Below are 14223 nucleotides of genomic sequence, written 5' to 3' on the forward strand. Positions count from 1 at the left end.
GGCAAGCGTAGACGGGGGATTGCAATAGGGCAGCATTCGGCACTTCAATGGGTACCAGAGATTGAATGGTCGCCGAATCACCGGGCGCGCTAAGTAAAGCGAAGGTAAACGGCCTGTTCAGCGAGGGTCAGGCGCGGTATAGATAGAGGCCAAACGCCATTTAATTCGACGATATATCGCGTAACGCCGGGCTGAAGCGGAGCATGTCGAGGATGCCGTCGACCAGTCGCTGCGCATCGTCCTGCAGCGAAAAGCTCTCGGGCACCAGCAGCCACTGGCCGATGATGCCGTGCACATAGGCATGCAGGCAGATCGCGGCGCGTTGGGGATTCAGGTCAGCGGGGAGCTGGCCTTGTCGAGAAGCATTACCGAGCGCCAGCGCAATTCGCTCGTTGGCATCAAGCCAGACAAACTGACGCTGTTGCCGCATGTCACACATTTCGTCGGTAAATTCGAATTTATGAAACAGAATTTCATTGATGCGGCGGGTTTTAGGGTCGCTGGCAACTTGTTGAAACAAATGAGTGAGAAGCTTGCGCGTCCACCCCAGCGGATCAATTTCATCTTCGCTTTCGCTCGCCCTCGCCATTTCTTCAAGGGGCTCGTGCAGGCTGTCGAGCATGGCCTGGACCAGATCGGCCTTATTGCTGAAATGCCAATAGATCGCGCCGCGGGTCACGCCAGCCAAGGCCGCAATGTCGGCGAGCGTCGTGCGGGAGACCCCTCGATCGTAGAAAGCCTGCTCGGCAGCTTCGAGGATCTGCTTGCGCGTTTCCTGAGCTTCTTCTTTCGTGCGTCGAACCATGGCAGTAAAAACCTCAATGAAAATGCTTCAGGCGCTCTGGTCGAGTGGCCTGCACAGCACGTCGGGCGGCCTTTGTAATGCCTTGTCCCGGACCTACAATCGATGCCCTCGGTGCGTTGGAGTGTCGCACTCGTGGGTGTTTACAAACAACCGTGAATGTAAGTATATTCATTAGCATCCTACTTATCTAGCTGGAATACTTTTCCTGCCCCCTTTCCACTTTCCATGAGTTCAGGCTCCTGACCCGAGGATCTTCATGCAATTCAAGCCAGCTGTTACCGTACTGGTCACTGCCGTCGCCCTGGCATCGCTGCTCTCCGGATGCAGCAAGAAGGAAGAAGCGGCCGCAGCACCACCGCCCCCTCAGGTCGGCGTCGTCACTCTGAAAACCCAGGCCTACACCCTGACGTCTGAACTCCCAGGCCGAACCACCGCGTTCCGTATCGCCGAAGTGCGTCCTCAGGTGAACGGCATCATCCTCAAACGCCTGTTCACCGAAGGTGCGGACGTCAAAGCCGGTCAGCAGCTCTACCAGATTGACCCGGCGATTTACCAGGCCACCCTGGACAGCGCCAAAGCCACCTACGAATCCTCAAACTCCCTCGCTGGCCGCTATAAGCAGCTGATCAACGAGCAAGCCGTCAGCCGTCAGGAATACGACACGGCGGTGGGTTCGGCTCGCGAAGCGAAGGCGGCGGTGCAAACTGCAGAGATCAACCTGCGCTACACCAAGGTCTACGCGCCGATTTCCGGCCGTATTGGTCGCTCGCTCGTGACAGAAGGCGCGCTGGTCAGCAATGGTCAGGCCGATGCGATGGCCACCATTCAGCAGCTCGACCCGATCTACGTCGACGTGATCCAGTCTTCGGCCGAAATGCTCAAGCTGCGCCGCGATCTGGAAAGCGGCAGGCTGCAGAAAGCCGGCGACAACGCCGCGAAGGTCAAGCTGGTACTCGAAGACGGCAGTCTCTACCCGATCGAAGGCAAACTTGAGTTCTCCGAAGTGTCGGTCGACCAGACCACCGGTTCCGTGACCCTGCGCGCCGTGTTCCAGAACCCGGACCACACGCTGCTGCCAGGCATGTTCGTGCACGCACGACTGCAATCGGGCGTGGCCGAGAACGCGATCCTGGTTCCACAGCAAGGCGTGACCCGCGACCTGAAAGGCACACCGACCGCACTGGTGGTCAACGCTGACAACAAGGTCGAGTCCCGCACGCTGGTTGCCAACCGCACCATCGGCAGCGACTGGCTGGTTGAGAAGGGCCTGAACGCAGGTGATCGCGTGATTACCGAAGGGCTGCAATACGTCAAGCCAGGTGCTGAAGTGAAAGTGGCCGAAGCCACCAACGTCAATGCAGCTAACCCGGCCCCTGCCCCGGCAACTGATAAAGCCGCAGGCAGCAAAGGGGAGTAATTCATGTCGAAATTTTTTATCGACCGGCCGATTTTCGCGTGGGTAATTGCCCTCGTGATCATGCTGGTGGGGACGCTTTCGATCCTCAAGCTACCGATCAACCAATACCCGGCCATTGCGCCGCCGGCCATCGCGATCGCCGTGACCTACCCGGGCGCCAACGCGCAAACCGTGCAGGACACCGTGGTTCAGGTGATCGAGCAGCAGCTCAACGGCATCGACAACCTGCGTTATGTGTCGTCGGAAAGTAACTCCGACGGCAGCATGACCATCACCGCGACGTTCAATCAGGGTACCAACCCGGACATCGCTCAGGTTCAGGTGCAGAACAAGCTCAACCTGGCCACCCCGCTGCTGCCACAAGAAGTGCAGCAACAGGGTATCCGCGTGACCAAGGCAGTGAAGAACTTCCTGATGGTCGTCGGTCTCGTGTCCGAAGACGGCAGCATGGGCAAGGAAGACTTGTCCAACTACATCGTGTCGAACATGCAGGATCCGATCTCCCGTACCTCCGGTGTGGGTGACTTCCAGGTCTTCGGTGCCCAGTACGCCATGCGTATCTGGCTCGATCCGGCCAAGCTGAACAACTTTCAGCTGACCCCGGTAGACGTCAAGACGGCCATCACTGCCCAGAACGTTCAGGTGTCTTCCGGCCAGATCGGCGGTCTGCCTGCGCTCAAGGGTCAGCAGCTGAACGCCACGATCATCGGTAAAACCCGTCTGCAGACCGCCGAGCAGTTCGGCAACATTCTGCTGAAGGTCAATCAGGATGGTTCGCAGGTTCGCCTGAAAGACGTCGCCAAAGTCGGTCTGGGTGGCGAGAACTACAGCATTGACGCGCAGTTCAACGGCAAGGCAGCGTCCGGTCTGGCGATCAAGCTGGCGACCGGTGCCAATGCGCTGGACACCGCCAAGGCGATTCGCGCCACCATTTCCCAGCTGGAGCCGTTCTTTCCGCCTGGCATGAAAGTGGTTTACCCGTACGACACCACGCCAGTGGTTCAGGAATCCATCACCGGCGTGGTTCACACCCTGGGTGAAGCGATCATCCTGGTGTTCCTGGTGATGTACCTGTTCCTGCAGAACTTCCGCGCCACCATTATCACGACGATGACCGTGCCGGTGGTATTGCTCGGTACGTTCGGGATCCTCGCCGCCGCCGGTTTCACCATTAACACGCTGACCATGTTCGGGGTGATCCTTGCCATCGGCTTGCTGGTGGACGATGCCATCGTTGTGGTGGAAAACGTCGAGCGGGTGATGGCGGAGGACAAGCTTTCGCCGCGGGACGCCACGATCAAATCCATGGAGCAGATCCAGGGCGCACTGGTCGGTATCGCACTCGTATTGTGTGCGGTCCTCTTGCCAATGGCGTTCTTTGGCGGCTCCACGGGTGTGATCTACCGGCAGTTCTCGATCACTATCGTTTCGGCGATGGCGCTTTCGGTCCTGGTCGCGCTGATCTTCACTCCGGCGTTGTGCTCCACCCTGCTCAAGCCAATCGATCACGAGAAGCACGGGCAGCCGAAACGTGGATTCTTTGGCTGGTTCAACCGCACCTTCGACCGCAGCGTAGTGAGCTACGAGCGCGGCGTCGGCAACATGCTCAAGCACAAGATTCCGGCCTTCATCGTTTACGCGCTGATCGTCTGCGGCACCATCTGGATGTTCACCCGCATTCCGAGCGCGTTCCTGCCGGAAGAAGACCAGGGCGTCATCTTCGCCCAGGTGCAGACACCACCGGGCTCCTCGGCGGAACGTACGCAGACCGTCATCGACAACATGCGCAAGTACCTGCTGGAAGAAGAATCCGGCGCGGTCAACTCGGTGTTCACCGTCAACGGCTTCAACTTTGCCGGTCGCGGTCAGAGTTCCGGTCTGGCGTTCATCATGCTGAAACCGTGGGGCGATCGTGATGCCTCCAACAGCGTGTTCGAGCTGGCCAAGCGCGCGCAGCAGCACTTCTTTGGCTTCCGCGACGCAATGACCTTTGCGGTCGTACCGCCTGCGGTACTGGAACTGGGTAACGCCACCGGTTTCGACGTGTACTTGCAGGATCAGGGCGGCGTGGGTCACGCCAAGCTGATGGAAGCACGTAACCAACTGTTGGGGATGGCGGCACAGAGCAAGATTCTGGCGGGCGTGCGTCCGAACGGTCTGAACGATGAGCCGCAATACCAACTGGTTATCGATGACGAGCGTGCGCAGGCCCTGGGCCTGAGCCTGTCGGACATCAACACCACGCTGTCCATCGCCATGGGTGGCAACTACGTCAACGACTTCATCGACCGCGGTCGGGTCAAGAAGGTGTACGTGCAGGGCGATGCCAGTGCGCGGATGAAGCCGGAAGACTTGAAGAAGTGGTACGTGCGCAACACCGCCGGCGAGATGGTACCGTTTGCCTCGTTCGCCACCGGCGAGTGGGTGTTCGGTTCGCCGAAGCTGTCCCGTTACAACGGTGTACCGGCCGAGGAAGTGCTGGGTACTCCAGCGCCGGGTTACAGCACCGGTGAAGCGATGGCCGAGGTCGAGCAACTGGCGAAGAAGCTACCGGCGGGTGTTGGTCTTTCCTGGACGGGTCTGTCCTATGAAGAACGGCTGTCCGGTTCTCAGGCGCCCGCGCTGTACGCACTGTCCATTCTGATCGTGTTCCTGTGTCTGGCGGCGCTGTATGAAAGCTGGTCGATTCCGATCGCGGTGTTGCTGGTCATCCCGCTTGGGGTTATCGGTGCGCTGATCGCGACGAGCCTGCGCGGTCTGTCCAACGACGTGTTCTTCCAGGTAGGTCTCTTGGTGACGGTGGGTCTGGCGGCGAAAAACGCCATTCTGATCGTCGAGTTCGCCAAGGAGCTGCATGAGCAGGGCAAGGACATCGTCGACGCGACCATCGAAGCCTGCCGGATGCGTCTGCGGCCCATCGTGATGACGTCCATGGCGTTCATTCTCGGTGTGGTCCCGCTGGCGATTTCCTCGGGCGCCGGTGCCGGTAGCCAGCATTCGATCGGTACAGGCGTAATCGGCGGTATGATCACCGCGGTTATTCTGGCGATCTTCTGGGTACCGTTGTTCTTCGTTTCGATATCCTCGATGTTCAAAGGCAAACAGAAACACACTCCACACGATGAGGCTGGCCAATGAGCAAGTCCCTGATCTCGCTGGCGGTCACCGCGTTCATTCTCGGCGGCTGCTCGTTGATCCCCGATTACAAGCAGCCCGCCGCACCGGTGCCGGCTCAGTTCCCGCAAGGTCCGGCTTATTCGCCGGCCCAGGCGGCGAATCAGGCCGCGGCCGAACAGGGCTGGCGTCAGTTTTTCCATGACCCGGCGCTGCAGCAACTGATTCAGACGTCGCTGCAGAACAACCGTGACCTGCGCGTCGCCGCGCTGAACATTGATGCCTACCGCGCGCAGTACCGCATTCAACGTGCGGACCTGTTCCCGGCCGTGGCGGCATCGGGCACCGGCACGCGTCAGCGCGTGCCGGGCGACCTGTCGCAAACGGGCGAGTCCGGTATCACCAGTCAGTATTCGGTGGGTCTGGGCATCAGTTCCTATGAACTGGATCTATTCGGCCGGGTGCGCAGCCTGAGTGAGCAGGCGCTGCAAACCTACTTCGCTGGTGAAGAAGGCCGTCGCAGCACGCAGATCAGTCTGGTCGCCAACGTGGCCAACGCCTATCTGACGTGGGAAGCGGACAAAGAGCTGTTGAAGCTGACCCAGGACACGTTGGGCGCCTTCGAAGAAAGCCTGCGTCTGACCTCTCGCAGCAGCGAGGTGGGTGTGGCCTCGGCGCTGGATCTGGCGCAGTCGCGCACCTCCGTCGAGAGCGCCCGCGTCAAGCTGGCCCAGTATCAGCGGCTGGTCGCCCAGGACGAGAACAATCTGGTGCTGCTGTTGGGCACCAGTCTGCCGGCCAACCTGCCCGCCTCGAAACCGTTGAGCGCTGACATGCTCAACGAAATGCCAGCGGGTCTGCCGTCGGAATTGCTGCAGCGTCGTCCGGACATTCTTCAGGCTGAATACAGCCTGAAAGCGGCCAACGCCAACATCGGCGCGGCACGTGCCGCATTCTTCCCGAGCATCAGCCTCACGGCCAGTGCCGGTACGGCGAGCGGTGACCTGAGCGGCCTGTTCAAAGGCGGTTCGGGGACGTGGTTGTTCCAGCCGTCGATCAATCTGCCGATCTTCAACGCGGGCAGTCTGCGCGCGAGCCTCGACTACTCGAAGATCCAGAAAGACATTGGCGTCGCCAACTACGAGAAGGCGATTCAGACGGCGTTCCAAGAAGTCTCCGACGGCCTGGCCGCACGCAAGACCTACACCGATCAGCTCAAGGCGCAGACCGACTTCGTCAACGCCAACCAGGACTACTACCGTCTGGCCGAGCGACGCTATCGCATCGGGATCGACAGCAACCTGACCTTCCTCGACGCCCAGCGTCAGTTGTTCAGCGCGCAGCAGTCGTTGATCACCGATCGCCTGTCCCAGCTCAACAGCGAGGTCAATCTGTACCGCGCGCTGGGTGGCGGCTGGTACGAACAAACCCCGACCGGCGAGCGTCAGCCCACCGCGGGCGATGTGCCGTCTACCCGCTTGTTCTGATACAACGTGCATGAAAAAACCCACCGATTGGTGGGTTTTTTTTGACCGTTTTCCAGGCTGTTTCAAGCAAAGACCACGGCGGTTACGCCAACAAAAACTCCGTAACGCGCAGGGCAAAGACTTCACCCAGCTCGACGCTGGACAAATGCGCGGCGTAATAGTCGGAGAGTTCGCTGCCGTGGATGTGGTTCTGCAGATAATGCCCGTCCGCCACCGTGGTGACGGCGTCATGGCTGCCGCAGATGATCAGCGTGGGTACAGTGATCGAACTGACTTCCTTGCGCAGATCGGCGTCCCGGACAGCAGCGCAGCAGGCGGCGTAACCCAGCGGAGAAGTTGCCGCCAGCACGTCGGTGATCGGCGTGACCTTGTCGGCGTGCTGACTGGCAAAGTCAGGCGTGAACCAACGCCCAACTGCCCCGGCGCCCATTTCCTTCATGGCCCGCTCACCGCCCTTCTCCACCTGGGCGATGCGCGGCGCCCACGTTTCCGTGTCGCCGATCTTCGCGGCGGTGTTGCACAGAATCAGCTTGTGCAGCCGGTCGTTGGCATGGATGCCCAGCCACTGACCGATCAGGCCACCCATGGACAATCCGCAGAAATGCGCGCGTTCTATCTTCAACGCATCAAGCAGCGCCAGCACGTCTCGTCCCAGCTGCGAGAGGGTGTAAGGCCCTTGGGTGACGAGGGACTGACCGTGGCCGCGGGTGTCGTAACGCACGACGCGGAATGACTTGCTCAGCGCCGGGATTTGCGCATCCCACATGTGCAGGTCGGTGCCCAGGGAGTTGGACAGCACCAGCACCGGCGCATCCGCCGGGCCATCAATTTGATAATGCAGCTCACCGTCTTCGAGTTGTACGAACGCCATGGCAGTCGCTCCGTGAAACACGTGGAATAAGTGTGATGAAGATGGACAGCACGCGCCCGGCAAGGACGCGCGCTCCAAGATCCGGGATCAGTGGTCTTCGTGCAGGTAAGCCGGCTTCTTCGGCAGCCGCAGGCTGAACAGGAAAGCAACCGCCATCATCACGGTGACGTACCAGTAAAAGGTGTTTTCCATGCCCATGTTCTTAAGGCCCAGGGCCACGTACTCAGCCGAGCCGCCGAAAATCGCGTTGGCCACGGCATAGGCCAGACCGACGCCCAGCGCACGCACCTGCACCGGAAACATCTCTGCTTTCACCAGCCCGCTGATCGAGGTGTAGAAACTGACGATGGCCAATGCCAGGGTGATCAGCACGAACGCGATGACCGGGCTGGTAGTGGTTTTCAACGTCAGCAGCAGCGGCACCGTGCACAGGGTGCCCAGGCCGCCGAACCACAGCATCGAGGCGCGGCGGCCGATCTTGTCGGCCAGCATGCCGAACACCGGCTGCATGCACATGTACAGGAACAGCGCGCCGGTCATGATGTAGCTCGCAACCTTGGCATCCATGTGCACAGTGTTAACCAGGTATTTCTGCATGTACGTGGTGAAGGTGTAGAAAATCAGCGAGCCGCCGGCGGTGTAGCCCAGCACGGTGATGAACGCCGCTTTGTGATCGCGGAACAGCGCAGACATGCTGCCCGCGTCCTTGTTCTGGCGCACTTCGGCCGTGGTGGTCTCTTTCAGCGACCGGCGCAGCACCAGCGAGATCACCGCGGCGACCGCACCGACCACGAACGGAATCCGCCAGCCGTAGGCTTTCAGCTCATCGGCACTGAGAAACTGCTGCAGGATGACCACAGTCAGCACGGCCAACAGCTGGCCGCCAATCAGCGTCACGTACTGAAACGAAGCGAAAAACCCGCGCTGCCCCCGCAACGCGACTTCGCTCATGTACGTGGCGGTGGTGCCGTACTCACCACCCACCGACAGGCCTTGAAACAGGCGCGCCATCAACAACAGAAACGGCGCCCAGGCACCGATCGACGCGTAAGTGGGCAGGCAGGCAATGACCAGCGAGCCCGCGCACATCATCAGCACGGAAATCATCATCGAGTTCTTGCGGCCGTGCTTGTCGGCCACGCGACCGAACAGCCAGCCACCGATCGGCCGCATCAAAAAGCCTGCGGCGAAGACGCCCGCGGTGTTGAGCAACTGAACGGTCGGATCGTCAGAAGGAAAAAATGCCGGCGCGAAATAGATGGCGCAGAATGCGTAGACGTAGAAGTCGAACCATTCAACGAGGTTGCCCGATGAAGCGCCGACGATGGCGAAGATCCGCTTGCGCCGCTCTTCTCCGGTGTAGTGAGTCGTTGTCATTATTATCTCCCCAGGTGTTAGTAAGGTCAGCCAGTCTAAGACATAACCTGCAACAGTTAGACTTAAGCAGTAACGTTTCGACATCACAAGGACAACCACCCAAGTCAGCGAGCTGCCCCTTTCGTGGAGGCAACCGATGACTCGGGTGGGTGATTCGCAGAATGTCGTTTAGCGCTCTATTGCGAGGGCCAGCCCCTGCCCCACGCCGACGCACATTGTGGCGAGCGCTTTGCTGCCGCCGGTTTTTTCCAGTTGATGCAACGCCGTCAACACCAGCCGCGCGCCGCTCATGCCCAGGGGATGCCCCAGCGAAATCGAGCCGCCGTTCGGGTTCACCTTGGGTGAATCGTCAGCAATGCCCAGTTCACGCAAGACCGCGAGGCCTTGGCTGGCGAATGCCTCGTTAAGCTCGATGACGTCGAAGTCACTGACCGCCAAACCCAGCCGTGCCACCAGCTTGCGCACCGCCGGGACCGGGCCGATGCCCATGACGCGAGGCTCAACGCCGGCACTGGCCATACCCAGTACGCGAGCGCGCGGCGTGAGGCCGTGTTTCTTGACGGCTTCGGCGGACGCCAGAATCATCGCCGCCGCGCCGTCGTTCAGGCCTGCCGCGTTGCCGGCCGTGACGGTTTTGCCAGGCCCGTTGACGGGCTTGAGCTTGACGAGCGCTTCAAGGCTGGTGTCGGCACGGGGGTGTTCGTCGGTATCGACGACCGTCTCGCCCTTTTTGTGGGCGACGCGCACGGGCACGATTTCCTCGGCGAAGAAGCCCGAGGCCTGAGCCGCCGCCGTGCGCTGCTGGCTGCGCAGGGCAAACGCGTCCTGATCCTCCCGGGAGATGCCGAAATCCTCAGCGACGTTGTCGCCGGTCTGCGGCATGGTCTCAACGCCGTACTGGTCTTTCATGTGCGGATTGACGAAGCGCCAGCCCAGGGTGGTGTCTTCCAGCTTCTGGCCGCGGCCGAATGCCGTGTCGGCCTTGCCCATCACGAACGGCGCGCGGGACATGGACTCGACGCCGCCGGCAATGGCCAGCTCCATCTCACCGCAGGCAATGGCGCGGAACGCAGAACCCACCGCGTCCAGGCCGGAAGCACACAAACGATTGAGGGTCACGCCCGGCACGCTGGCCGGCAGACCCGCCAACAGCGCGGCCATGCGCGCGACGTTGCGGTTGTCCTCCCCGGCCTGATTGGCGCAGCCAAGGAACACTTCGTCCAGCTCATTCCAGTTGACCGACGGGTTGCGCGCCATCAGGGCCTTGATCGGCAGCGCTGCCAGATCATCCGCCCGAACGGTCGCCAGGGCGCCGCCAAAGCGGCCAATGGGGGTGCGAATCGCGTCGCAGATAAAGACGTCACGCATCATGCTTCTCCCGGCGCCTGGCCATGGGCCGCAGCGGTCCGCGCTTCCAGATCACGCAGCGCGATCAGTTCGTACTCGCTCGGTGCGTCGGATTGCACGACCGTGTCGGCAAAACGCACGTCCCAACCGGTGGCGGCGATCACCTGCTCGCGGGTTACGCCGGGGTGCAGGGTCGTTACGACGAATTCGTGGGTGCCCGCTTCCGGCTCCATGATGCACAGGTCAGTGATGATGCCGACCGGCCCGGCGCCTGGCAGGCCGAGGCGCTTGCGGGAGTCGCCGCCTTCGCCGTGGCCAACCGAGGTCAGGAAGTCCAGCTTGTTGACGAAGGTCCGAGGCGACTGCTTGAGGATGATCAGCACTTCTTTGGCCGACCCGGCAATTTCCGGCGCGCCTCCGGCACCCGGCAGGCGTACTTTCGGCTGGTGATAATCGCCGACCACCGTGGTGTTGATGTTGCCGAACCGGTCGACCTGAGCCGCGCCGAGAAACCCGACATCGACACGCCCGCCCTGCAGCCAGTAACGGAAGATCTCACTGGTGGACACCACGGTGTCAGCGGTTTCCGCCAGTTCGCCGTCACCGATGGACAGCGGCAGCACGTCAGGCTTGGCGCCGATGGGCCCTGATTCGTAAATCAGCACCACGTCGGGCGAGGAAGTGAGGCGCGCCAGATTGGCCGCTTTCGAGGGCAAACCGATGCCGACAAAGCACACGGCGCCGTTTTTCAACCGGCGCGCGGCGGCGACGGTCATCATTTCGCTGGTGGAATAAGTCATTGGTGAGCCTCCGCCGCGTGGGCCAGCTTGTGCTTGAATTCACTGAAGTCACGGGTGCCATGGATGTATTCGTCAATCCAGGCGGTAAACGCCTCACGGTCGCGGGCGATGGCGTCCCACGCCTGATAGAAACGGTTGTCGCGCTCGTAATAGCCGTGGGCATAGGAAGGATGAGCGCCGCCCGGCACAACGCAAACTGCACTGAGCGCCCAGGTTGGCAGCACGCAGGCGTTCATCGGCGCCTTGAGGTCATCGACAATTTCCTCGACCGTGACGATGCAGCGCTTGGCCGCCAACGCCGCCTCTTTCTGAACCCCGAGAATGCCCCACAGCAGCACGTTGCCTTTGCGGTCAGCCTTCTGCGCATGAATGACCGTAACGTCGGGGCGTACCGCCGGCACCGCCGCCAGCACTTCTCCGGTGAACGGGCAAGTGACCGACTTGATCAGCGGGTTGACCTTGGGCAGGTCCGAACCGGCATACGCCCTCAGCACCGCGAACGGCAGCCCGGATGCGCCCGCCACATAAGCATTGGCGAGGTCGGCGTGGCTGTGTTCTTCAATCTCCATGGACTGCGGCCATTGCCGTTCGACGGCATCGCGAAGCCTGTGCAGAGAGCCGACGCCGGGATTACCGCCCCACGAGAAAATCAGCCGCTTTGCACAGCCTGCGCCGATCAATTGGTCATAGATCAAGTCAGGGGTCATGCGCACCAGGGTCAGGTCTTTCTTCTTCTGACGAATGAGCTCATGTCCCGCCGCGGTAGGAATCAGGTGAGTAAAGCCTTCCAGTGCAACGATGTCGCCGTCGTTGACCAACTGCTTCACGGCCTCGTGAAGGGAAAGAATTGCAGCCATGGGGTGCTCCAGGTTCACACTCGGTTGACTTGCCATCTAAGGCGTGGCGTTGAGAATGAGGTTAGGCCTGGGCACGGGCTGGAACAATCCGATAACCGACTAAGTGTTCGGTCACCGAACGGAGAGTGACGGGCAGCTCATGGGTTCAACAGGGTGAGTCAGGTAAACAGCTGCGTGCTCAGGTCACGGCTGGCATTCAGCATGATTGGCAGAAACTTCTGCTCCAGGTCATTGCGCGCCACCCTACCCGCACTGGTGCTGACATTCAGCGCCGCGAGCACCTGACCCGATGCGTCGTAGACCGGCACGGCGATTGAACGCAAACCCTGCTCCAGTTCCTGATCGACAATGCACCAGCCCTGTTGCCGCACTTGCTGCAGGCATTCGAGCAAGGCTTCCGGGGTGCGCAAGGTGCGGCTGGTTTTGGGTTGCAGATCGACGTGGTCGAGGTATTCCCGCAACGACACATCGTCCAGCGCTGCCAGCAGGATTCTGCCCATGGACGTGCAATACGCCGGCAAACGCCCGCCCACCGCCAGATCCACGGAGATCAATCGCTGAGTCGTGGCGGAGCGGGCTATGTAAAGAATGTCGTCGCCTTCCAGTGTGGCCATGTTGCAGGCCTCGTGCAGCTGGTCGCTCATGCGGTCGAGATAGGGCTGTGACGAAACCGCCAGGGGTGTCGAGGACAAATAAGCGTGGCCAAGCGTCAGCACTTTAGGCAGCAGCGAGTATGTGCGCCCGTCAGTAGTGGCGTAACCCAACTTGATCAATGTATGCAGGCAACGACGAACCGCCGCCCTTGGGATTTCGGTGCGATGGCTGATCTGCGCGATGGTCAGGTGCCGCTTGCGCTCCTGGAACGCGTGAATGACGGCCAACCCTCGCGCCAGAGAGGTCATGAAGTCAGGATCACCGGTGAGCGCCTGAATCCTTTTAGCAGGGGACGCAACAATCGGCGGCGCAAGTGACGTGAAAGAATTACGCAATTGGTCGTTCATGCTGGCACCGTTCGTCGTGGCCGCGAAAGCCTTGTAGAACGCCACTCTCGCCTGTTTTCAAACCCACGGCAAGCCAGCTTTGGGCGATTATCGAACGAGTGGGCGATAATCGCAATTGACCGGCCGTACGGTTGCTTATACCTTTCACATGCCATATGAGGCTTCTTTGGATTACTGGTCAGGTACCCACTGAGAAGTCCCGGGCACGGTCTTGCTAACCCAAGGCCGTTTTTGTCTCTGCCCTCCGCATTTATGTGCAACCTTTTAAATACACATCATTGTCCACACGGTCATAAGCCGAAAATTTTACGTCGCCAGAAAACTGCCTGTGGCGTTAAACATTTGACTCGCCAAGTTGCGTCATAAATCAGACTGTCCAACTTAGGAACCTTCGTACATAAAAAAGGTATAAATCCTCAGTTGTCCGGCTGCGACAGTCTCGGCAGTTGACTCGCCTGCGCATCTTCGCGATAGTGGCCGTCATTGAAGCCCAATAACGCTATCGCGTGTTTAAATCCTCGCCCCATCTGGCATGGATCCAAACACACGCAGACATTGTTCGACTCGATCGCAATGTTCAGCGACGGCAGGCCAATACCTTGGTCATCTGCCATCCTGCAGGCAATCAATAAAGAATGTTGCTACGACAGTTTTGTCATTCCGGTGCACGTAGCCGCCCTTGGTTGAAGTGTGAATCGTCCTGGCGCAGCGTCCCTGCCCGATGGTTATTCCTGATCCGATACATTGCGATCGTCAGGTCCGACACTTTCAGACTCGGCGTCATCACCGGGATTAAACTCGACCCGATCAGGTATTAACGTGACCAAAGATGAACTGCGCGCAGAATTAGAGCGCCAGGAACAACGTTACAAGGAAGTTTACGGCGGCGAAGTGACAACATACGCCGCCCAGCCCGAACCAGAGCGCAAGCCATGGCGCAAACGGGCCAGCCTGCTCGACCAGGCGTTCAAGCAAGAGCTGCAAAAGATGGAAGAAGAACTCAAGGAAGAGCCATGAGCCGCCGCTTGCCTGTCGCTGACTCAAACAGCTGACGGCAAGCGTAATCATCGCGTTGAAGGCCAGGTTTTACAGACTCCTCCAGGGTTCAGGGGTGCTTCGCACTTTCTTTTCCGGCAGGCAGTCGACA

12 protein-coding genes are annotated in these 14223 nt (G+C 60.2%); 4 read left to right on the forward strand and 8 right to left on the reverse strand.

The window, feature by feature from the left end; translation table 11 throughout:
• Positions 1–160 precede the first annotated feature (160 nt).
• On the reverse strand, positions 161–805 hold the full coding sequence (locus QWI20_RS10930; RefSeq protein ID WP_369305508.1) for a TetR family transcriptional regulator: 645 nt from the start codon (positions 803–805) through the stop codon (positions 161–163).
• 256 nt (positions 806–1061) lie between these two features.
• Between QWI20_RS10930 and QWI20_RS10935 the strand changes: the two genes are divergently transcribed.
• The 3 genes from QWI20_RS10935 to QWI20_RS10945 are packed head-to-tail and all read left to right on the forward strand — an operon-like array spanning position 1062 to position 6823.
• On the forward strand, positions 1062–2222 hold the full coding sequence (locus QWI20_RS10935; RefSeq protein ID WP_369305509.1) for an efflux RND transporter periplasmic adaptor subunit: 1161 nt from the start codon (positions 1062–1064) through the stop codon (positions 2220–2222).
• Between the two features lie 3 nt (positions 2223–2225).
• Positions 2226–5360: an efflux RND transporter permease subunit gene (locus QWI20_RS10940; protein WP_369305510.1), complete on the forward strand. Its 3135-nt coding sequence runs from the start codon at positions 2226–2228 to the stop codon at positions 5358–5360.
• A complete protein-coding gene (locus tag QWI20_RS10945) occupies positions 5357–6823 on the forward strand; it encodes an AdeC/AdeK/OprM family multidrug efflux complex outer membrane factor (RefSeq protein ID WP_369305511.1) in 1467 nt (488 codons plus the stop codon). The genes QWI20_RS10940 and QWI20_RS10945 overlap by 4 nt, the downstream gene beginning before the upstream one ends.
• A gap of 82 nt (positions 6824–6905) precedes the next feature.
• On the opposite strand, the gene pcaD is transcribed toward QWI20_RS10945, so the two are convergent.
• The 7 genes from pcaD to QWI20_RS10980 all read right to left on the reverse strand — a co-directional run bounded on the left by pcaD (position 6906) and on the right by QWI20_RS10980 (position 13690).
• Positions 6906–7694, reverse strand: a complete 789-nt coding sequence (gene pcaD / locus QWI20_RS10950) for a 3-oxoadipate enol-lactonase (protein ID WP_369305512.1) — start codon at positions 7692–7694, stop codon at positions 6906–6908.
• An 87-nt stretch (positions 7695–7781) separates the two neighbouring features.
• Entirely contained in the window at positions 7782–9071 is a 1290-nt protein-coding gene (locus QWI20_RS10955) for an MFS family transporter (RefSeq protein WP_369305513.1), read from the reverse strand.
• A gap of 168 nt (positions 9072–9239) precedes the next feature.
• Positions 9240–10442, reverse strand: coding sequence for a 3-oxoadipyl-CoA thiolase (gene pcaF, locus QWI20_RS10960; RefSeq protein WP_369305514.1), 1203 nt, complete (start codon positions 10440–10442; stop codon positions 9240–9242).
• The gene (locus QWI20_RS10965; RefSeq protein ID WP_369305515.1) at positions 10439–11218 is read right to left on the reverse strand and encodes a CoA-transferase subunit beta; all 780 of its coding nucleotides are present in this window, start codon (positions 11216–11218) and stop codon (positions 10439–10441) included. The genes pcaF and QWI20_RS10965 overlap by 4 nt, the downstream gene beginning before the upstream one ends.
• Positions 11215–12075, reverse strand: coding sequence for a CoA transferase subunit A (locus QWI20_RS10970; protein ID WP_369305516.1), 861 nt, complete (start codon positions 12073–12075; stop codon positions 11215–11217). Before QWI20_RS10970 ends, QWI20_RS10965 begins: the two co-directional genes overlap by 4 nt.
• 158 nt (positions 12076–12233) lie before the next feature.
• Entirely contained in the window at positions 12234–13076 is an 843-nt protein-coding gene (gene pcaR / locus QWI20_RS10975) for a pca regulon transcriptional regulator PcaR (RefSeq protein WP_192171696.1), read from the reverse strand.
• A 416-nt stretch (positions 13077–13492) separates the two neighbouring features.
• The gene (locus QWI20_RS10980; RefSeq protein WP_369305517.1) at positions 13493–13690 is read right to left on the reverse strand and encodes a hypothetical protein; all 198 of its coding nucleotides are present in this window, start codon (positions 13688–13690) and stop codon (positions 13493–13495) included.
• A gap of 205 nt (positions 13691–13895) precedes the next feature.
• Here QWI20_RS10980 and QWI20_RS10985 point away from each other — a divergent pair, with 205 nt between their 5' ends.
• Positions 13896–14093, forward strand: a complete 198-nt coding sequence (locus QWI20_RS10985) for a hypothetical protein (protein ID WP_037014498.1) — start codon at positions 13896–13898, stop codon at positions 14091–14093.
• Positions 14094–14223 lie beyond the last annotated feature (130 nt).

The organism is Pseudomonas sp. W2-17, assembly GCF_041060445.1.
GTDB lineage: Bacteria > Pseudomonadota > Gammaproteobacteria > Pseudomonadales > Pseudomonadaceae > Aquipseudomonas.